The following is an 18,946-nucleotide window of genomic DNA, read 5'->3' as shown; positions in this document are numbered from 1 at the left end:
ATCCCGTTTGAGGGGAGGCAAAAAAATGACTTCGGTTCGCACATATTCACGAGTTGCCAAATTTTCTGCCGTGCTGCTGGGCTTGATCCCGGCCCATGCCATGGCCAGCGGTTTTTACATCGTTGAACAAAGCCCCAAGGCCACCGGGCGCGCCTATTCGGGCGAAGTGGCCGACACCGGCCCTGAATCGCTTTGGTGGAACCCCGCCGCGATTGCGGGGCAAAAGGGTCTGGCCATCCACGTCGGGGCCAGCGCCATCCTGCCCACGGCCAAGATGAACAATATCAACACGATCATCGTGCGCCCCGGCCAAAGCCCGGCCCCCGTCGGCGGTGATCAGGTCAGCAGCAACCCCATTCACAATGGCGTCGTGCCCACCGGCGCGATCTCTTATGGGTTGAATGACAAGGTGGCGCTGGGTCTTGCCGTGACGGCGCCCTATAATTTCACCACCGAATATTCGACCAACAGCTGGGCGCGCTATTCGGCGCTGCGTTCGACGCTGATGACCATCGATATTCAACCCGGCATTGCCATCGAGGCGATCCCCGGCCTGCGTCTGGGTGTTGCGGCCAATATCGAATATTCCAAGGCGGAATTGAGCAATGCCCTGCCCAACCTGTCGCCGCTTCTGGCCGATGGTTCGCAAAATCTGAAGGGCAATGGATGGGACATCGGCTGGTCCGCCGGTTTCCAGTTCCAGCGCGGCCCGGTCAGCATCGCCGCCAGCTATAAGTCCTCGATCAAGCACACGCTCAAAGGCACGGTGACGGTGGCGGGCCTGCTCGGCCCTCTGGCACCCAGCAATGGTGTGACCAACACGTCGGCCAGCTTCAGCACGCCTTGGCAGGCGATTTTTGGCGTGCGTTACGCCATCACCCCCGCCATCACATGGAACGCACAGGTGACCGCGGCGGGATGGTCCAAATTTGACGCGATCCGTCTGGCCGCGCCCTATAACAGCGCAATCCCCGAAAACTATCGCGACAGCTGGACCTATGCCACGGGCGTCGATGTGGTGGTTTCGCCGCGCTGGACGCTGCGGGCGGGCGTGGCGCGCGATTTGACGCCGGTGCGTAATAACGAACGCGACGCGCGCGTGCCCGACACCAACCGCTGGGTCTTTGCCATGGGCGCCACGCATCAGATGTCAAAGCGCTTCTCGGTCGATGTCGGCGTCAATTACCTGACCGTGGACAGCGGCCCGATCAACCGCAACACCGCCGCTTATGTCGGCACGGCGGCGCAAACGCCGATCCTGATGAATGGTTCGGTCAATTCGGGCCATGTGTTCATTTTTGCACTGGGTGGCCGCTTCACGCTCTGAGGCGCAACCCGACGATAAAAACAAAAGAAAGGGCGAGCGATGATTACCATGGATGATGTCAAAGCCATGCAGCAGAAGGGATGGTGCCCCAAGGAACGGCTCCTGACCGACCTGCTGGACAAGGCGGTCGAGCATCATGCCGACAGGGTCGCGCTCGACTTTCTGGGCCGGACATGGACCTATGGCGAGGTGGGCGCATTGGCCGACCGCGCCGCGCGGGGTCTATATGCGATGGGCCTGCGCAAAGGGGATCGCTTTGCGCTGTGCCTGCCCAACACGCCCTATTTCGTGGTGATGTATTTTGCGGCGTTGAAGATTGGCGCGGTCATCGTCAATCTCAACCCGCTTTATACCCCGCGGGAAATGGACCATCTGATCCGCGATTCCGGGGCGCGCATGATTGCCGTGCCCGATGTAGCCAGCATTTATAACAAGGTGCGCGAAGTCGGGCCGGATGCCGGGATCGAAAAGATCGTGATGTGCCCGCTGGCCCCGATCCTGCCGACGTTGCAATCGCTGGGCTGGCGCGTGCTGAAACGGCGCGAACATGCGCGTTATCATGAGGATGACCTGCATATCGGCTTCTTCCGCCTGATTGAGCGCAAGCCAGAATTGCCGCCCATAGAGCGCCACCCCCATGATCTGGCCGTGTTGCAATATACCGGCGGCACCACCGGCACGCCCAAGGGCGCGATGCTCAGCCATGCCAATTTGACCGCCAATTCGGCCCAGATGCTGGCCCATCTTGGGCATAATATGGATGAGCAGGAACGGGTGCTGGGCGTCTTACCCATGTTCCATGTCTTTGCGCTGACCACGGTGCTGAATTTTTCAATCGAGGTTGCCGCGCAAATCGTGCTGCTGGCCCGCTTTGACCTTAAACAGATGTTGGCGACGATCAAACGCACGCGGCCCACGATCATCTTTGGCGTGCCCACCATCTGGGTCGCGATGAACAATCAGGTGTCGGCGGCCGAAGCGCCCGACCTGTCGCATCTGTCGGCCTGTGTATCGGGCGGCGCGCCCTTGCCATTGGACGTGCGACAGGCTTTTGAAAAGCTGACCGGGGCGATCATCACCGAAGGATACGGCCTGTCCGAGGCCAGCCCCATCATCACCTGCAACCCGATTAACGGGCGGATCAAGGACAACAGCTGCGGCCCGGCTTTTCCGGCCACGGTGATCGAAATCCGCAACCCGGAAACCGGCGAACTTCTGCCCACGGGTGAACGGGGCGAGGTTTGCGCCCGCGGGCCGCAGGTGATGCAAGGATATTGGCACCGCCCCGAAGACACCGCCAAAACCTTTGTCGATGGCGCGCTGCGCACCGGCGACATCGGCTATCTGGATGATGAAGGCTATCTCTTCCTTGTCGACCGGATGAAGGATGTGATCCTGTGCGGGGGCTTCAACGTCTATCCCCGCGTGATCGAGGATGCCGCCTATCACCACCCCGCCGTCGAGGAAGCCATCGCCATCGGCATTCCCGACACCTATCGCGGACAGGCGCCCAAGCTTTTCGTCAAGCTGCACGATGGCACCAGCACGACGCCAGAGGAATTGAAGGCCTTTCTGGCCGATTATCTCAACAAGATCGAGATCCCCAAGGAGATCGAGATCCGCGCCTCTCTGCCCCGGACATTGGTGGGCAAATTGTCGAAAAAGGAATTGGTCGAGGAAGAACGCCGCAAGCGCGAAGCATAGGGCAAGAGGCCAATGGCCGAAATGTGGGCACTTGCGAAAGAGCCTGCATTTTGGTCGAATAGGGTGATGGGGGATCGTGTGATGGACGCCAATGCAGTGGAAATGACTGTACCGCCGAATGCGGATCGCGACCTGATGGGGATTCAGGATGTAGCGGCCATGTTGGGCGTCACCCATCGCACCTTGCGCTTTTATGAGGACAAAGGGCTGATCGAGCCGCAGCGCGTGGGCAACACCCGCATCTATGCCCGGCGCGAGGTGGCCCGGATGCAATTGATCCTGCGCGGCAAAAGGCTGGGTTTCACCATCCGCGAGATCAAGGAATTCCTTGATCTTTATGATGCCGACCCCGAACATGTCGAACAATCGCGCCTTTTGCTGCGCCGCATCCGTGAAAGGCTGAAACTGCTGTCAAAACAGCGCGCGGCAATTGAGGAAACCGTGGCCGAATTGAAAAAGCTGGAGGCCGAAACGCTGGCCGAAATCAGCGCGGCGGGCGGTTGACGGCTTTGGCCTAAAGGCTTGCCTGCGTCGCCAAGGCTCCCTATCTCCTGCGCCCATATTGCAACGCAGCAGGAGCCGGTCATGAGTGATAATGCCAATTGGGCGCAGGGACGGATTGCACTGGTGACGGGCGCCACATCGGGCTTTGGCGCGGCGGTGGCACTGCGGCTGCTGTCGGGCGGGGCCAGGGTCATTGCCACGGGCCGCCGTCAGGAACGTCTGAATGAACTGGCCGAAAAGGCCGGGACGGATCACCTGTTCACGCTGGCGCTGGATGTGACGGAAAAGGACTGCGGGAAAAAGCTGCTCACCGCCCTGCCCGCTGATTTTGCCGGGATCGACATCCTGTTCAACAATGCAGGCCTGGCGCTGGGCCTTGGTCCGGCGCATCAGGCGGAATTGTCGGATTGGGAAACCATGATCGAAACCAATGTGTCGGGCGTGGTGCGCATCGCCCGCGCGGTCCTGCCCGGTATGGTCGAACGCGGGCGCGGTCATATCATCAACGTGTCCAGCGTCGCGGCCACCTATCCCTATCCGGGCGGCAATGTTTACGGCGGCACAAAGGCCTTTGTGCGCCAATTCTCGCTGGGCCTGCGCGCGGATCTGCTGGGCACGCCGGTCAAGGTGACCTCGCTGGAACCGGGCGCGTGCGAAACGGAATTCTCCGAGGTCCGCTTCTCCGGCGACAAGGACAAGGCCGCCGCGGTCTATGCCGGCATGAAGCCTCTGTCGGCCGATGATGTCGCGCAAACGGTCGAGGCGGTGCTGCGCCTGCCCGAACATCTGAACGTCAACACGATCGAGATCATGCCCGTGGCGCAGGCCTTCAGCCCCTTTGCCATGGCGCGCAAATAATGCGCACCACGTTTCAGGATGCCTCGGTCCGCCTCTATCATCTGGATGGCGGACCGGAAGGCGGGGCGGCCACCACCCTGTTCTATGGCCCGCTGAGCGAAGCCATGCGCATTGCAGAACAGCAACCCGCCGAGGTGCAGGAAGGCCTGTTCATCGCCACCGACAATGACGTGGTGGCCTTCCTGGACCTGTTCGAAGGCTATTAGGCCAGAATGGATTTGCCCTGCGTGGTGGTCTTGGCCGCCATCTCCTCTGCCGTCGGGGGCGTGGGGATCAGCAAGCCGCGCTGAACCGCAGGCCGTACGCCAATATCGGCCATCCAGCGCGCAACATTGGGCAGGCCGTCCAGCGTCACCCCCGCCCATTCATGCCCCCGCACCCACGGAAAACAGGCGATGTCGGCAATCGAATAGTCGCCCGCCAGATAATCCTTCCCCTCCAGCGCCGCATCCAGAACGCCCAGCAGGCGACGGCTTTCACGCGTATAGCGGTCGATCACCGAGGGCAATTTTTCCGGGAAATAGCGGTTGAACACGGTCGCCTGTCCCATCATCGGGCCAAGACCGGCCACCTGCCACATCACCCATTGGATCGCGCGGCTGCGGCCCTGAACATCGGCGGGGATGAAGCGCCCGAATTTTTCCGCAAGGTAAAGCAGGATCGCCCCCGATTCAAACACCGCAAACCCATCATCGACCAATGCCGGGATCTTGCCATTGGGGTTTAGGCGCAAAAACTCCGGCGTCTTCTGCTCCTGATTGGTCAGGGAAATCGGGGTAACCTTATAGGGCACGCCCAGTTCTTCGAGCAGAATGGTGATCTTCCACCCATTGGGCGTTTCGGAGGTGAAGAGTTCGAGCATCGCGGCATCCTTGTGATGTGATCGGCCCAGCAAACACGCCCCGCGCCTCGCAACAAGGCCATCACCCCCGCTATCATTGGCAGTGACAGGAACGTCGATCAGGACGGGCGCCCCATCCTGTTACTTGCACTGATAGTATTCATTTCCCCCTTGGCAGCGCGCAAACCTTGCCTCAAATTGACAGTAAGACATACAAACGAACCCATAATACAAGCAAACCAGCGGGAGCGGTTCATGGCCAAGGATAATAAGATCACCTTCTTCGACCTCAATCACGAGAGCGGCTGCACCACCAGCCCCTTCGTCTGGGCGACGAAATATGCGGTTCGGCACAAGGGCTTTGATCTGGATGTGGTGCCCGGCGGGTTCACCGGCATTCTGGAACGCACGGGCGGGCGGTCGGAACGGCTGCCGGTCATTTGTGATGATGGCGAATATGTGCTCGATAGCTGGCTGATCGCCGAATATCTGGATGCCAAATATCCCGACCGCCCCACGCTGATCGGCGATCCCTCGGTCAAGGTGCTGGCGCAATTCCTCGAAACATGGCTGTGGAAGACCGCGATCGGGCCGTGGATGACCTGCTATATCCTGCAATATCGCAGCCGCGCGATGGAATGCGACCACGCCTATATCACCGAATCGCGTGAACGCATGTTTGGCAACCGCAAGCTGGAAGACATTGCCGCCGGCCGCGAAGACCGCTTGCCCAAGGTGCTGCCCGAACTCGAATTGCTGCGCGGCATTTTGGGCCAGCACAAGTGGCTGGGCGGGGAAACGCCCAATTATGCCGACTATCGCGCCTTGGCCGTGTTCCTGTGGTGCGCCAGCGTGGCCGACATTCCGCCGATGACCGAGGATGACCCGCTGCGCGATTGGATCGACCGTGGTTTCGATCTTTACGGCGGTCTGGGCCGTATTCCGGGCATGAGCCCGCTGTTCGGCCTGAAACTGCGCGAGGGCGATCCTGAACCCTTTGCCAAGGGGCCGTCGCTGGTGGCCGGTCTGGTCAAGCGCAATACGGGTCCGGCCAGCACCCGTGCCGAAACCAACCACATCACGGGTAAGGGCGAAAAGGCCGACGCATGACGCACACCTCTGGCGAACAGGAACCGCCCGGCGGGGTCTTGCGCATGTATCACATTCCGGGCTGCCCCTTTTCTGAAAGGGTGGAAATTTTGCTGTCGTTGAAAGGGCTGGCCGACAGGCTGGCCCATCACGACATCGACATTTCAAAGCCGCGCCCGGAATGGTTGCTGCGCAAGACGCGCGGGACCACCGCCCTGCCCGCGCTGGAGCTGGAAAATGGCGAGACGTTGAAAGAGAGCATGGTCATCATGCGCTATTTCGATGATCGCTTTCCGAACATCCGCATCGCCCGCGCCGACCCGTACGAACATGCGGTGGAACAGATGCTCTGCGCCACGGATGGGGCGTTTACAGGAGCGGGATACCGGATGATCCTGAACCGTGATCCGGCGCAGCGCGATGCGTTGAAGGCCGAGGTCGATGCGCAATATGCCCGGCTGGATGCTTTCCTGCGCGATTATGCGCCCGATGGGGATTTCCTTTTCGACCGTTTCGGTTGGGCCGAGGTTGCCTTTGCGCCCATGTTCAAGCGCCTGTGGTTCCTTGAATATTACGAGGATTATGCGGTGCCGCAGAACCTCACCCGTGTCTTGCGTTGGCGCGAGGCTTGCCTTGCCCATCCGGCGGTGGCCGCGATCCACACCCACCGCGAACTGATGACGCTCTATTACGATTATGCCCAAGGCGGCGGCAATGGCCGCATCCCGCAAGGCCGCAAAATCTCCAGCTTCACCCTCGATCCGCCATGGGACACCCGCCCCATGCCCCCCCGCGACAAATGGGGCCACGCCGCCGGCGATGCCGAGCTTGGCCTGATTCCTGCCTGATAAAAGGACCCTCCCCATGAAGAACTATCCGCAGAATTTCATCGACGGCCAATGGGTCGACAGCATCGGCGGCACCGCCCACACCGTCATCAACCCGGCCACCGAAGGCGCGGCCAGCCAGATCACGCTGGGCACGGCCGCCGACGTGGACGCCGCCGTTGCCGCCGCACGCCGCGCCTTTGAAACCTTCAGCCAGACCACCAAGGAAGAACGCATTGCGCTGCTGGGCGCGATCATCGAAGCGTACAAGGCGCGCATCGGCGACATTGCCGAGGCGATCAGCACCGAAATGGGCTGCCCGATCAGTACCTCCTCGACCGCACAGGCCGGATCGGGTCTGGGCCATCTGGCCAATGCGCTGGCCGCGTTGCAGGGCTATGAGTTCGAGGAAAAGATCGGCGACAACAAGGTCGTGCGCGAGCCGATTGGCGTTGTGGGCCTCATCACCCCGTGGAACTGGCCGATGAACCAGATCGTCGCCAAGGTCGCCCCGGCGCTGGCGGCGGGCTGCACGATTGTCCTGAAGCCTTCGGAAGAAGCCCCCACCTGCGCCGCCGTCTTTGCCGAGGTTTTGGCCGCGGCGGGCGTTCCGGCGGGCGTGTTCAATCTGGTGCAGGGCGACGGGCCGGGCGTGGGCGCGGCCATCGCGGCCCACCCCGACATCGACATGGTCAGCTTTACCGGATCGACCCGCGCCGGGATCATGGTGGCCAAGGCCGCCGCCGACACGGTCAAGCGCGTGACGCAGGAATTGGGCGGCAAATCGCCCAACATCATCCTGCCCGGCACGCCGCTGGACAAGGCGCTGCCCGGCGGTTGCGGCGGCGTGCTGCTCAATTCGGGGCAGAGCTGTGTCGCGCCCACGCGCATGCTGGTCCATGTGTCGCAGCATGACGAGGCGGCAAAACTGGCGGGCGAAATCTTTGGCAGCAAGGAAGTCGGCGATCCGCTGACCGAGGGCGGCCATATCGGCCCGGTGGTCAACAAGGCGCAGTTCGACAAGATCCAGGCCCTGATCACCAAAGGCATTGAGGAAGGCGCCACGCTGGTCACCGGCGGGCTGGGCCGCCCCGAAGGCGTGGAAAAGGGCTATTTCGTCAAGCCCACCGTCTTTGCCAATGTCACCAATGATATGGCCATTGCGCGCGAGGAAATCTTCGGCCCCGTGCTGGTCATCCTGCCGTATCAGGATCTGAACGAGGCGGTCGCCATTGCCAATGACACGCCCTATGGCCTTGGCGCCTATATCGCGGGCGATCCGGCCGTGGCCAAAACCATCGTGGGCAAGATCCGCGCAGGCTCGGTCTATGTCAACGCGGGCGGATTGGCGATGGACATGCCCTTTGGCGGGTATAAGCAATCGGGCAATGGCCGCGAATTCGGCAAATTCGGCCTTGAGGAATATCTGGAGGTCAAATCGGTGATCGGCGCGCTTCCGGCGTAATCAGGCGAGGGGCGCGGCACAAACCGCGCCCTTTTTTTTTCATACCATTTCGGCGCTCAAACGACGCAATTTCGCCGCGCTGGCCGGATCGGCGGGGGCGAACAGGATCAGGCGCTGGCCCGGCACTTCCTCGATCGCATAGGATGTATGGTGGAACGCGATCTCGCCCACATCGGGCAGGGTGGCGCTGTTGACATCCTCGAAATGGCTGCGGATTTCGGCGGCTTCCCAATATTCGCGGAACAGGTCGGAGGATGCCTGCATCTCCTCGATCAGCGTCTCAAACACCTGCGGCTGGGCGGTGCGGCTGTAATCCCACTTGAAACGAGCAACCAGACGGCGCGCCATTTCGCGATAGCGCTCCGGGTCGGCGCGATAGCGTTCGTTCAGCATCAGGATGCGGAACAGGTTGCGCTCTTCACGCGGCAAGGGCGCATAGTCGCGGAAAAGCTGGGTCACCAGCGCGTTCCAGCCTACCACGGTCCAATCCTCGACAATCACCAGCGCGGGGATCGAGAGGCTGTCCATTAATTGCTGGGTCGATGGGCGCACGGCCTCGTCGGCGCGGCCCGTCAGCGGCGGCGGGCGATGCTGGGCCAGCGCAAAGAGGAATTCGCGCTCCTGCGGCTCAAGACGCAGCGCCTTGCCCAGACGCTCGATCATGGCGGCGGATAGCTGAACCTCGCGCCCCTGTTCAAACCATGTGTACCACGTGACGCTCATCCCCGCCAACGTGGCGACTTCCTCGCGGCGCAGCCCCCGTGTGCGGCGGCGCTCACCCGCAGGCAGGCCCACGTCCGTTGGCGCCAATCGCGCCCGCGCGGCCTTTAGAAAGCGGGTAAGTTCCTCTCTTTGCGCCATGATTCCTGCCTCTTGCCCAAACTATTTTCATCCGCCCCTTACACCATATGGCGAGGCGGGAAAGTGCTGTCTGCCTGTTACTCCTAATAATGGCACAGACACAGGCCTGTTCAACACCTGTCAGACGGGCATACGTCATGAATCAGAACATTTTGCGTGAATTCCCCAATGGAGAGGACATAGAATGGCCGACAAGGTCTTTATCACTTGCGCCGTTACCGGGTCGCCATGGCCGTTGCCCAAGCATCCCAATTTCCCGTTCCGCCCCGAACATGTGGCGCAGGAGGCATTGGATGCGGCCGCTGCGGGGGCCTCGATCATCCACCTGCACGTGCGCGACCGTGAAACTGGCCATCCCAGCACCGAGCTGGAGGATTACCGCGAGGTGGTTGGCCTGATCCGGGCGAAGAACACCGAGGTGATCCTGAACGTCACCACGGGTCCGGGCTGCACATGGATGCAGAGCGAGGAAGACCCCAGCCTGCCCGGCCCCGGCACGTTGATGTTCACGGCGGAAAAGCGGCTTGAGCATATCCTCGACCTGAAGCCCGACATGTGCACGCTCGACATTTGCACGATGAACCTGTGGGGCGGGGCGGCGATCAACCTGAAACCCATGGTGACGCGCTTGGGCCATATGATTCAGGACGCGGGCGTGTTGCCGGAAATCGAGTGCTTTGAAGCGGGCGATTTCGTCTATGCCGAGGATCTGATTGCCGAGGGCGCCCTGCCCGCGAATGCGCCCTACACCTTTGTGCTGGGCACCAAATATGGCCTGCCCGCCACGCCCGAGGCAATGCAATATTCCAAGAACCAATTGCCGCGCGGCGCCACCTTCACCGGTTTCGGCATCCAGCGCCATTCCTTCCCCATGGCGGCGCAATCGGTGCTGCTGGGCGGCCATGTGCGCACCGGGTTCGAAGACAGCACCTATCTGCGCCGTGGCAAGCAGGCGGCAGGCAATGCCGATATGGTCAACTGGGCGGTCGAACTGATCGACCATCTGGGCGCGGATCTGGCCACGCCGGGCGAGGCGCGCAAGATGCTGGGTCTGAAGAACTAAATCACACGAAATTGAAGGAGAGGATCATGGCTTACACTCCCCCCGCGTCCGCACCGAATGCGACGCCGATGGCCGATGTGCGCGGCAAAACGGCGTTCATCACCGGCGGCGCCAATGGCATCGGCCTTGGCATTGCACGCGCGCTGGTGAACGCAGGCGCCAATGTGGTGATCGCCGATATCCGTGAAAGTGCATTGGCCGAGGCCAAGGCTTCGCTGGGTGCCGACGATCAGGTGGAAACGGTCCAGTTGGACGTCACCGACCGCGCCGCCTATGCCGCCGCCGCCGACAAGGCGGAAGGCCGTTTTGGCAAGATCCACATCCTTGTCGGCAATGCCGGGATTGGCGTGATGGGGCCGATCATGGATGCGCGCTATGACGATTGGGACTGGGGCATGGGGGTAAACCTTGGCGGGGTCATCAATGGTCTCGTCACCATCCTGCCGCGTATCAAGGCGCATGGCGAGGGCGGTCAGGTCGTCACCACGTCATCGCAAAGCGGGCTGATCCCGATCTCCTATTCGGCGATCTACTCGGCGGCCAAGGCGGCGATCATCGGCATCACCGAGGCGGCACGCGGCGAGTTGGCAGCCATCAACATCGGCATTTCGGCCTTCTGTCCCGGCCCGGTGCAATCGAACATCGCCCATTCGGGCGAACTCCGCCCCGAGGACAAGAAGCAGGACACCGGATATTTGAAGCGCGAGGAAGAGCTGGAAGCCCGCCCGGTCTCGCCGCTTTGGATGAGCCAGGATGAAGTGGGCGAGCGCGTGTTGGCGGGCATTCGTCGCAACGATCTCTATATCCTGACCCACCCGGAATTCGGGCCGGGCATGCAGCGCCGCTTTGACGCGATCATGGCCAGCGTGCCGGACGAAGAAATCAACGAGGCCCGCGCCAAGGAGATCTTCTTCCTTCTGGACAATCCGGTTTTCGCCGAACAAAGCGCCCGCTGCGCCAAGCAGCCTGCCGAGGCGTAAGGACGCAAGGCCCCCTGCGGCAACTTGGGGGGCTTATTCCTCGCTTTGCGCCAGCCCCCGCGCAATCACCGCGCAGGCCATCAACTGGATCTGGTGAAACAGCATCAGCGGCAGGATGACCACGCCCACCTGCGCCGCCGGGAACAGCACGCCCGCAATCGGCACCCCGCTGGCCAGTGACTTCTTTGATCCGCAAAAGAGCAGCACGATCCGGTCGGCCCGCTCAAAACCCAACGCCGCGCCAAGACCCCACGTCGCGGCCAGCACCACCGCCAGCAACACAATGCTGAGGCCCGCAATCAACCCCAGTTCCCACAGCGGCAGATGGCTCCACAACCCCTCGACCACGGCGGCGGAAAAGGCGGTGTAGACCACCAGCAGGATCGAGCCGCGATCGACATAGCCGATCATCGCCTTGTGCTTGCTCACAAATTTTCCGATCACAGGACGCAACCCATGGCCCAGCGCAAAGGGCAGCAGCAGTTGCAGCACGATCTTTTCAATCGATTCGAGCGACATGCTGGCCCCGCTGCCGCCCATCAACAGGCTGGCCAACAGCGGCGTGATGAAGATGCCCGCCAGATTGGAGAAGGACGCCGAACAGACCGCCGCGGCCACATTGCCCCGTGCAATCGAGGTAAAGGCGATCGAACTTTGCACCGTCGAAGGCAGCAGCGTCAGGAACAGCATCCCCGAAGCCACCAGCGCGGGCAGCCCCGGAATCGCCGCCAGCCCCAGCCCCAACACCGGAAACAACGCAAAGGTCGTGCCCATCGTGGCCAGATGCAGCCGCCAATGGCCCGCGCCTGCAACAATCGCCTCTCTCGACAATTTCGCGCCGTGCAGAAAGAACAGCAACACGATCGCCGCATCCGCCGCGTGGTCCAGCACCGTGGCCCCCATCCCGCGCGCAGGCAGCACCGAGGCCAGGGCCACCGTCGAGAGCAGCGCAAGAATATAGGGGTCGAAGGCGGATTTGAGACGGTCTAGCATGCCTAACTGCCTAAAGATTACAGCGCCCAAGGGCAAGATGGTGCCTGATTGCGACTTGCGCGCGGGATGAGCCTGTCATATTGCTATGAAGCATAACCAATAAGCGCCACGATTCCCTTGCAGGCGCACGCAACAACGGGCATCAACAAACCCAAGCCGCGTCAACAATCGGCGGCATCGAGAGGATGGAGAAAGATTTTGGCTTCTGTGCCCGTAAACCCCATCGATCCCCGGCGCCTGCTGGCCGACAGCCCAATGGGCTGGCGTCAGATCGTGGGTATTGTTCTGTGCGCCCTGCTTAATGCGCTCGACGGTTTTGACGTGCTTTCGATCAGCTTTGCCTCGCCCGGCATTGCGGCGGAATGGCATGTTGAACGCAAGGTGCTGGGCTATGTCCTGTCGATGGAAATCTTCGGCATGGCGGCCGGCTCGATCCTGCTGGGCCGGTTGACCGACCGGCTGGGGCGCATTCCCACCATGGTCATCTGCCTTGTCATCATGGCCGCGGGCATGATCGCCGCGCCCATGTCGTGGGACGTGCCCTCGCTGGCCGCGATCCGCCTGTTTACGGGTCTGGGCATTGGCGGGATGTTGGCGGCCACCAATGCGGTGGCGGCCGAATATGCCAATGACCGCTGGCGCAGCGCGGCGGTCGCGCTGATGGCGGCGGGCTATCCCTTGGGCGCGGTCGTGGGCGGCACGATTGCCAGCATGATGCTGAAAACCGGAGGCTGGCGCGATGTGTTCTATCTGGGCGCGGGTCTGGCGCTGATCCTGCTGCCTCTGGTGCCTTTGCTGATGCCCGAGCCGGTGTCGGCCATCATGCACCGTGGCCGCGCCGACGCGCTGGACAAGGTCAACCGTTCATTGCGCGCCTTTGGCCATGGCACGGTCGATGCCCTGCCGGTTGAGGACCACGACAAGCCGCAGGCCCGCATCCTGGACCTGTTCGGCCCCAAATTGCGCGCCGTCAGCCTGTTGCTGCTGATGGCCTATTTCGCGCATATCCTGACCTTCTATTTCATCGTGAAATGGGTGCCCAAGATTGTCGGCGACATGGGTTTCCCGGCATCGGCGGCGGGCGGCGTGCTGGTGTGGGCAAATGTGGGCGGGTTGATCGGGGCGATCCTGTTTTCCTTCTCGGCGCTGAAATTGCCGCTGCGTCCGGCGCTGATCGTTATGATGCTGGCTTCGGTGGTGCTGGTGGCGCTGTTTGGCCAATCGCCGGCCGATCTCAACCGCCTGTCGCTGGCCGCGGCCATGGCGGCCTTTTGCACCAACAGCGTGATCGTCGGCTTTTACGCCCTGATCGCGCAAAGTTTCCCCACCAGCCTGCGCGGCACGGGCACCGGCTTTGTCATCGGCGTGGGCCGTTTGGGCGCGGCGGCGGGGCCGATCATTGCGGGCTATCTGTTCGATGCGAAACTTGGGCTGCCGATGGTGGCGATTGTGATGTCGGTGGGTTCGCTGGTCGCGGCCTTGGCGCTGTTTGTCATGCCGCGCCAACAGGATACCAAAATCTGAATTATCAAGCCTGCGTTACCCTGCTAGGGGCGGTGTATGACCGCCCCTATCGAACCGTTCCGCGCCATGGCCATCGGCCAACTCGCCCACAAGCTTGCGGCAGAGGGCCGCAGCGTGATCCATATGGAATATGGCCAGCCATCAACCAGCGCGCCCGCCGCCGCGCTGGCCAAGGCGCATCATGTGCTGGACACCGAGGCGCAGGGTTACTGGGAAAGCGCGCCGCTGAAAGAACGCATTGCGCAGCATTACGCCGAAACACAGGGCGTCACCATCCGGTCCGAACAGGTCATCCTGACCTGCGGCGCGTCGCCTGCGCTGCTGCTGGCATTGTCTAGCGCCTTTGCGCCGGGCGCGCGGATCGTCTGCGCCCGGCCCGGCTATGTTGCCTATCGCAACACATTGCGCGCGCTGCATATGGAACCGGTCGAAATCCCCTGCGGCGCGGCGGAGCGCTATCAAATCACGGCGGCCGCGCTTGAGGCCATCCACCCCGCCCCCGACGGCGTCATCGTCGCCAGCCCCGCCAACCCCACCGGCACGATCATCGATCCGCAAGAACTGGCCGCCATCGCGGCGGTCTGTGCGCGGCGCGGCATACGCATCATCTCGGACGAGATTTATCACGGCCTGTCCTTTACCGGGCCTTGCGTCTCGGCGCTGGTTCATGCGCCGGACGCGCTGATCGTCAACAGCTTCTCCAAATATTTCTCGATGCCGGGCTGGCGTCTGGGCTGGCTGGTGGCGCCTGATGATCTGGTGGACGCCGCCTATGCGCGAATGAGCAATCTGATGCTCACGCCCCCGGTTTTGGCGCAGCATGCGGGCCTGATCGCCTTTGATTGCGGCGAGGAGCTGGAAGCCCATATCGCCACCTATGCCGCCAATCGCGAGGCGATGCTGGCGGCGCTGCCCGCGTTGGGTCTGGCGCGAATTGCGCCGCCCGATGGGGCCTTTTACATCTGGGCGGATATTGGCCATCTGACCAATGACTCGATGGAATTCTGCACCCGTCTTTTGCAGGAAACCGGGGTGGCCTGCGCACCCGGCGTCGATTTCGATCCGGTCGATGGGCACCGCTTCATGCGCTTCAGCTTTGCCGTGTCCACGCCCTTGGTCAAGGAAGCAATTGAGCGCATGATCCCATGGTTCGCCGCCCAGCGGTAACCCGCGATCCGGCCCAAAGTGCAATACACCTTGGGCCCCGGCTTCTGGCATAAAATGGCAAACCCCCGAAGAACGAGGATGCCATCATGAAGTCAATTTCGATGACCGCCGTGTTGGGCGGCATTGCCCTGTTTTCGACCGCCGTTTCGGCCGCACCCGCGCCTGTGCCCGCCACTTTCACTTCGCGCTGCGCGGTGTGCCACAATGCCGAAAAGGGCGGCGCGGACAAGGTCGGCCCCAGCCTTTGGGGCGTCTATGGCAAGAAGGCCGCCACGGGTAAGCACAATTATACCGAGGCGCTGAAGAAGGCGAACCTGAAGTGGGATGACGCCAATCTGGACAAGTGGATCGCCGGCCCCATGCAGATGGTGCCCGGCACCGCCATGGCCTTTCCCGGCATCAAGGATGCGGCCAAGCGCGCCGAGTTGATCGCCTGGATCAAGACGCTGAAATAAGCATCCCGCAAGGGTCGCAAGAAGGGGGCGGAAAGCATAAGGCTTCTCGCCCCCTTTTCTATGCGCGCCACACTTATGCTGCGCACAAAAAAGGGCGCGCGAGCCTTCCCCCGCGCGCCCTTCTTCTGTGGAGTGGAGCCCTCTTCAGAAGAACAGAATGCCGCCCAACGCCACCGCGTCGCTGGTGGCCGAATTGCCATTATGCGCCTTGGCGTTCGAGTTGATATATTCGCCGATCAACGTCACCCAGCTGTTCAGACCATAGCGCAGTTGCCCCACCGCGCTGCTGTTCACGCGTACCAGCGTCGGGTTGGCGCCGCGGTCCGCCGCGCCGGTATGGTTGAGATAGCTGGCGCCATAGCTGCCCGCCAAAGTCCACTTGCCCTGCGTGACGGCGGCCTGCACATAATAGCCCTCGCTGCTGCGTGCCTTGCCGCTGGCGTCGGTGTCAAACAGGTTCAGCACCGTCGTACCCAGCCCCTTGGCCGTGTAATAGGTGCCAACCAGCGTGACCGGACCCACCGTGGCGCGGGTGCCGACATCCAGACCTTGGCCGGTATAGCTGCCGCCTGCGACGAACTTATGCTCCTGCGTGATGCCCGAAGCCCACAGATGCAGTTTCACCGCATCAAACGTGGCGTCATAGGTCACCTTGCCCTGGAATTGCGGGCTGGAATTGTTCTGCGCCGCGCTGGTCAGCGAGTTGAGCGGCTGGAACACGCCCACCGATGCCTGGAACCCGCTGACATTGGGGGTGGTATAGGTCATCTGCGGCTGGAAATCGGTATAGATATAGCCGGTGCCGATGCGACCCAGCGTGGTGTTGGCCGGGGCCGCATTGCCGCCCGTCGGGCCGGAAGCCAGCAGGGTGATGTCATTGAGAATCGCCTCGGAACCGAACAGGCCGATGGCGCGGCCGATCTTCAATTCACCAAAACCCTTGCGGCCGATGGTCAGATAGGTTTCGCGAAAGTCGATGCCCGCCGTGGCCAGAGCGGTCGGCTGACCACCATTGTTGGCGCCCAGCGCGCCCCATGCTGCGCTGTTGATGCCCGGATACATGCCGAAGTGCGCGCCCACATCCCATCCGTTCTGGGTCGTGGTGGCGTCCACCTTCAGAAAGCCGGGAAGCAGGCCGTTGCGCACCGCGCTGGTGTTGCCGCCCACGCTGGCGATGCCGCCGGTGACGGCGGTGTTGGCGCCGGGCTTGGCCGCATTGTCATAGACATAGAAACCGTTGATCGAGCCGGAAAACTTGATCGTGGCCGGGCCGACCTGAAGGCCGATGCCGCTGTCGGTGGCGCGCACGAATTTGGTGGTGTCCCCTGCCACCACGGGCGCCGCCACGGGCGCAGGCGCTTCGGCCTCATCCTTCATCAATTCGGCATATTCCGCGTCCGAGAGGATGCCCTTGTCATGCAAACGCTTGAGCAGCGCCTGCGAATTACCGGCATAGGCCGTGGTCGAAACGCCCATCATGGCCACGGCACTCGCGGTGCCGAGCAAAACTTTCCAGAGCATGATACTCTCCCTTGTCGATCCACTTTTATCTGCTGTGGTGACGGGAGAATGAGGTGCGAAAGCCCCCGTTTTAAATTGGACTTTGGACCGTGATACCTTGGGAGAACGTACTTATCCCAAGGTATCAGACAAGCATCGATTCAGGGCGCGATGGCCACGCCCCATGCACCGGCGCCCGACGGAATCGTGGCAACAACCGCCTTGGTCGACAGATCGACGATGCTGACATCATCGGACAGGCCATTGGCCACAATCGCCCGCGCGCCATCGGGCGTAATGGCCAGATGCCACGGACGCTGACCCACTTTGACATAGGATTCGACCCGGCGCGTGGCCACATCGACGATGGCAATATGATTGGCCCGCCCCAATGCCACCACCGCCTTTTTGCCATCGGGCGTAAAGCGGATGCCGCAGGGCATGACGCGAATCGGTTGCACGCCAGGCGGGGCAAAGGCGATCTTGTCCGTGATCTGTCGCGTGGCGGGATCGGCCACCTGAACCACGCCGCCCATTTCCGCCGCGATCCACAATTCGCGCCCATCGGCAGTAAATTCGACATGGCGCGGACGCGCCTCGGTCTCTGTATCGCCCAGGGATTGATGGCTGGCCGCATCGATCCACGAGATCAATTGGCCATCCTCGCTGGTCACCACGATCACCTTGCCGTCGGGGCTTTGGGTGATGCCTTCGGGCTCTTTGCCCACCGGCACCTGCCATGCCACGCGGCGCGTGGACAGATCGATGGCGGTCATGGCGGCATCGTCTTCATTGCTGACAAACAACAATTTTCCATCGCGCGAAGGATAGAATTGCTCCGGATCCTGACCCGAAGGCAGATGGGTGATGAGCGCCCCGCTGATCCGGTCATGCAGCTCAACCGAATTATCCAGCCCCGTCGCCACCAGCAAATGGGCGCCATCACGGGTCAGCGCAATGCCACGCGGGCGCTGACCCACTTTCCATGTCGCCACCACCTTGCCCGCGGACAGATCGATCACGCTGACCGAATTGCCACGCTCGTTCGAGACGTAAGCCGTTTCGGCCATCGCGGAGGGGATCAGCGTATTACCCAAAATGGCAATAAGCAGGGCGGGAATCGCGTATTTCTGCGCAGTTCGCTTTGTCATGATGGCAGCATATCCCCCCTGATCAGCCCATGAATAGCACCAAGGTCCAATACAGACCTGAGCAAGGGGATCATAAGCTGTCCGCCATCGAGACAAAAGACGCGGGCCCGATAAAGCGGCGCCGCCTCGTGGTGAGAAAGATGAGAGGAAGCTCTACCATGCCGGGAATTTTCACGCGCCTGTCACGCGCCAAAATATCGCGCGCCCAGACGATGCTTGCTGCCGCCACGTTGCTGGCCGTTACCAGCGTCGGTACGCGCCTTGCCGCGCATGGCGACGTCACGCCCCAGCCCGTGGACACCAGCGCGCTGCCCGATATCGGTGACAAGTGGCTGACGCATAACCCCTATCGCGGCAATGCCAAGGCCGCCGAAATCGGCAAGTCGGCCTTTGGTCAAAATTGCGCCCGTTGCCATGGTCTGGATGCGATTTCGGGGGGCATCGCGCCGGATCTGCGCTATCTTGAACTGGGCGACAGCGGCGACGAATGGTTCGTTCAGCGTTTCCAGCACGGTTCGAGCCGCGACGGCAAGGTGTACATGCCGCCCTTCGGCGACGCTCTGGGCCAGAAGGCCGGTTGGGCGATCCGCAGCTGGCTGGAAACGCGCCACACGGACGACTGATTTTTCTATTACAA

At 62.0% G+C, this 18,946-nt stretch carries 19 protein-coding genes; 14 read left to right on the top strand and 5 right to left on the bottom strand.

Annotated features, from left to right (window positions below; translation table 11 throughout):
- The first annotated feature begins 70 nt into the window (after window positions 1-70).
- The 5 genes from AC2S2E_RS06845 (at window position 71) to AC2S2E_RS06825 (ending at window position 4,599) form a co-directional block, all read left to right on the top strand.
- Window positions 71-1,327 (top strand): OmpP1/FadL family transporter, encoded by a 1,257-nt coding sequence (locus AC2S2E_RS06845; protein ID WP_486524232.1) that lies wholly within the window; start codon window positions 71-73, stop codon window positions 1,325-1,327.
- A gap of 39 nt (window positions 1,328-1,366) precedes the next feature.
- Window positions 1,367-3,031, top strand: coding sequence for a long-chain-fatty-acid--CoA ligase (locus AC2S2E_RS06840; protein ID WP_486524229.1), 1,665 nt, complete (start codon window positions 1,367-1,369; stop codon window positions 3,029-3,031).
- A 66-nt stretch (window positions 3,032-3,097) separates the two neighbouring features.
- Complete coding sequence (locus AC2S2E_RS06835; RefSeq protein WP_476101307.1) at window positions 3,098-3,535, top strand: MerR family transcriptional regulator; 438 nt, start codon at window positions 3,098-3,100, stop codon at window positions 3,533-3,535.
- A gap of 81 nt (window positions 3,536-3,616) precedes the next feature.
- Entirely contained in the window at window positions 3,617-4,393 is a 777-nt protein-coding gene (locus tag AC2S2E_RS06830; RefSeq protein WP_486524228.1) for an SDR family NAD(P)-dependent oxidoreductase, read from the top strand.
- Window positions 4,393-4,599, top strand: coding sequence for a hypothetical protein (locus tag AC2S2E_RS06825; protein WP_476101300.1), 207 nt, complete (start codon window positions 4,393-4,395; stop codon window positions 4,597-4,599). Before AC2S2E_RS06830 ends, AC2S2E_RS06825 begins: the two co-directional genes overlap by 1 nt.
- Here AC2S2E_RS06825 and AC2S2E_RS06820 read toward each other — a convergent pair.
- Window positions 4,596-5,255: a glutathione S-transferase family protein gene (locus AC2S2E_RS06820; RefSeq protein WP_486524227.1), complete on the bottom strand. Its 660-nt coding sequence runs from the start codon at window positions 5,253-5,255 to the stop codon at window positions 4,596-4,598. The two genes, AC2S2E_RS06825 and AC2S2E_RS06820, sit on opposite strands and share 4 nt — an antisense overlap.
- A 234-nt stretch (window positions 5,256-5,489) precedes the next feature.
- Here AC2S2E_RS06820 and AC2S2E_RS06815 point away from each other — a divergent pair, with 234 nt between their 5' ends.
- From AC2S2E_RS06815 to AC2S2E_RS06805, 3 genes are read left to right on the top strand one after another with little or no spacing between them, the layout of a single operon-like run.
- Window positions 5,490-6,344: a beta-etherase gene (locus AC2S2E_RS06815; protein WP_476101294.1), complete on the top strand. Its 855-nt coding sequence runs from the start codon at window positions 5,490-5,492 to the stop codon at window positions 6,342-6,344.
- Window positions 6,341-7,171, top strand: a complete 831-nt coding sequence (locus AC2S2E_RS06810; protein WP_486524226.1) for a glutathione S-transferase family protein — start codon at window positions 6,341-6,343, stop codon at window positions 7,169-7,171. The genes AC2S2E_RS06815 and AC2S2E_RS06810 overlap by 4 nt, the downstream gene beginning before the upstream one ends.
- Before the next feature lie 16 nt (window positions 7,172-7,187).
- Window positions 7,188-8,615, top strand: a complete 1,428-nt coding sequence (locus tag AC2S2E_RS06805; RefSeq protein ID WP_476101287.1) for an aldehyde dehydrogenase family protein — start codon at window positions 7,188-7,190, stop codon at window positions 8,613-8,615.
- A gap of 39 nt (window positions 8,616-8,654) precedes the next feature.
- Here AC2S2E_RS06805 and AC2S2E_RS06800 read toward each other — a convergent pair whose 3' ends face one another.
- Window positions 8,655-9,476: a helix-turn-helix transcriptional regulator gene (locus tag AC2S2E_RS06800; protein WP_476101284.1), complete on the bottom strand. Its 822-nt coding sequence runs from the start codon at window positions 9,474-9,476 to the stop codon at window positions 8,655-8,657.
- 184 nt (window positions 9,477-9,660) lie between these two features.
- Between AC2S2E_RS06800 and AC2S2E_RS06795 the strand changes: the two genes are divergently transcribed.
- Together AC2S2E_RS06795 and AC2S2E_RS06790 are read left to right on the top strand one after the other, a co-directional pair.
- Entirely contained in the window at window positions 9,661-10,539 is an 879-nt protein-coding gene (locus tag AC2S2E_RS06795; RefSeq protein WP_476101282.1) for a beta-keto acid cleavage family enzyme, read from the top strand.
- Between the two features lie 26 nt (window positions 10,540-10,565).
- Window positions 10,566-11,519, top strand: coding sequence for an SDR family oxidoreductase (locus AC2S2E_RS06790; protein WP_476101280.1), 954 nt, complete (start codon window positions 10,566-10,568; stop codon window positions 11,517-11,519).
- A gap of 33 nt (window positions 11,520-11,552) precedes the next feature.
- Here AC2S2E_RS06790 and AC2S2E_RS06785 read toward each other — a convergent pair whose 3' ends face one another.
- The gene (locus tag AC2S2E_RS06785) at window positions 11,553-12,512 is read right to left on the bottom strand and encodes a bile acid:sodium symporter family protein (protein WP_486524225.1); all 960 of its coding nucleotides are present in this window, start codon (window positions 12,510-12,512) and stop codon (window positions 11,553-11,555) included.
- A gap of 207 nt (window positions 12,513-12,719) precedes the next feature.
- On the opposite strand from AC2S2E_RS06785, the gene AC2S2E_RS06780 reads away from it, so the two are divergent.
- The 3 genes from AC2S2E_RS06780 to AC2S2E_RS06770 all read left to right on the top strand — a co-directional run bounded on the left by AC2S2E_RS06780 (window position 12,720) and on the right by AC2S2E_RS06770 (window position 15,658).
- Entirely contained in the window at window positions 12,720-14,036 is a 1,317-nt protein-coding gene (locus AC2S2E_RS06780) for an MFS transporter (protein WP_476101777.1), read from the top strand.
- A 36-nt stretch (window positions 14,037-14,072) separates the two neighbouring features.
- Window positions 14,073-15,203 (top strand): pyridoxal phosphate-dependent aminotransferase, encoded by a 1,131-nt coding sequence (locus tag AC2S2E_RS06775; protein WP_486524224.1) that lies wholly within the window; start codon window positions 14,073-14,075, stop codon window positions 15,201-15,203.
- A gap of 86 nt (window positions 15,204-15,289) precedes the next feature.
- Window positions 15,290-15,658 carry a c-type cytochrome gene (locus AC2S2E_RS06770; protein ID WP_486524223.1) on the top strand — a complete coding sequence of 123 codons (369 nt, stop codon included), beginning with the start codon at window positions 15,290-15,292 and terminating at the stop codon, window positions 15,656-15,658.
- A 144-nt stretch (window positions 15,659-15,802) separates the two neighbouring features.
- On the opposite strand, the gene AC2S2E_RS06765 is transcribed toward AC2S2E_RS06770, so the two are convergent.
- Window positions 15,803-17,179: a porin family protein gene (locus AC2S2E_RS06765; RefSeq protein ID WP_476101272.1), complete on the bottom strand. Its 1,377-nt coding sequence runs from the start codon at window positions 17,177-17,179 to the stop codon at window positions 15,803-15,805.
- A gap of 140 nt (window positions 17,180-17,319) precedes the next feature.
- On the bottom strand, window positions 17,320-18,228 hold the full coding sequence (locus AC2S2E_RS06760; protein WP_486524567.1) for a PQQ-dependent catabolism-associated beta-propeller protein: 909 nt from the start codon (window positions 18,226-18,228) through the stop codon (window positions 17,320-17,322).
- A 293-nt stretch (window positions 18,229-18,521) separates the two neighbouring features.
- Between AC2S2E_RS06760 and pedF the strand changes: the two genes are divergently transcribed.
- Complete coding sequence (pedF, locus tag AC2S2E_RS06755; RefSeq protein ID WP_476101772.1) at window positions 18,522-18,932, top strand: cytochrome c-550 PedF; 411 nt, start codon at window positions 18,522-18,524, stop codon at window positions 18,930-18,932.
- The last annotated feature ends 14 nt before the right edge of the window (window positions 18,933-18,946 follow it).

It is taken from the genome of Novosphingobium sp. 550D, assembly GCF_057401885.1.
Note: the sequence above shows the minus strand (reverse complement) of the source record. Positions and strands in the feature narration are given on the sequence as shown.

What these genes read in the sequence shown, in the direction of transcription:
- AC2S2E_RS06825 (WP_476101300.1), top strand. Translation starts at nt 4,393, where the DNA reads ATGCGCACCACGTTTCAGGATGCCTCGGTCCGCCTCTATCATCTGGAT.
- AC2S2E_RS06760 (WP_486524567.1), bottom strand. Translation starts at nt 18,228, where the DNA reads ATGGCCGAAACGGCTTACGTCTCGAACGAGCGTGGCAATTCGGTCAGC.
- AC2S2E_RS06770 (WP_486524223.1), top strand. Translation starts at nt 15,290, where the DNA reads ATGAAGTCAATTTCGATGACCGCCGTGTTGGGCGGCATTGCCCTGTTT.
- AC2S2E_RS06830 (WP_486524228.1), top strand. Translation starts at nt 3,617, where the DNA reads ATGAGTGATAATGCCAATTGGGCGCAGGGACGGATTGCACTGGTGACG.
- AC2S2E_RS06765 (WP_476101272.1), bottom strand. Translation starts at nt 17,179, where the DNA reads ATGCTCTGGAAAGTTTTGCTCGGCACCGCGAGTGCCGTGGCCATGATG.
- AC2S2E_RS06835 (WP_476101307.1), top strand. Translation starts at nt 3,098, where the DNA reads ATGGGGGATCGTGTGATGGACGCCAATGCAGTGGAAATGACTGTACCG.
- AC2S2E_RS06805 (WP_476101287.1), top strand. Translation starts at nt 7,188, where the DNA reads ATGAAGAACTATCCGCAGAATTTCATCGACGGCCAATGGGTCGACAGC.
- AC2S2E_RS06795 (WP_476101282.1), top strand. Translation starts at nt 9,661, where the DNA reads ATGGCCGACAAGGTCTTTATCACTTGCGCCGTTACCGGGTCGCCATGG.
- AC2S2E_RS06810 (WP_486524226.1), top strand. Translation starts at nt 6,341, where the DNA reads ATGACGCACACCTCTGGCGAACAGGAACCGCCCGGCGGGGTCTTGCGC.
- AC2S2E_RS06840 (WP_486524229.1), top strand. Translation starts at nt 1,367, where the DNA reads ATGATTACCATGGATGATGTCAAAGCCATGCAGCAGAAGGGATGGTGC.
- AC2S2E_RS06800 (WP_476101284.1), bottom strand. Translation starts at nt 9,476, where the DNA reads ATGGCGCAAAGAGAGGAACTTACCCGCTTTCTAAAGGCCGCGCGGGCG.
- AC2S2E_RS06775 (WP_486524224.1), top strand. Translation starts at nt 14,073, where the DNA reads ATGACCGCCCCTATCGAACCGTTCCGCGCCATGGCCATCGGCCAACTC.
- AC2S2E_RS06820 (WP_486524227.1), bottom strand. Translation starts at nt 5,255, where the DNA reads ATGCTCGAACTCTTCACCTCCGAAACGCCCAATGGGTGGAAGATCACC.
- AC2S2E_RS06790 (WP_476101280.1), top strand. Translation starts at nt 10,566, where the DNA reads ATGGCTTACACTCCCCCCGCGTCCGCACCGAATGCGACGCCGATGGCC.
- AC2S2E_RS06815 (WP_476101294.1), top strand. Translation starts at nt 5,490, where the DNA reads ATGGCCAAGGATAATAAGATCACCTTCTTCGACCTCAATCACGAGAGC.
- AC2S2E_RS06785 (WP_486524225.1), bottom strand. Translation starts at nt 12,512, where the DNA reads ATGCTAGACCGTCTCAAATCCGCCTTCGACCCCTATATTCTTGCGCTG.
- pedF (WP_476101772.1), top strand. Translation starts at nt 18,522, where the DNA reads ATGCTTGCTGCCGCCACGTTGCTGGCCGTTACCAGCGTCGGTACGCGC.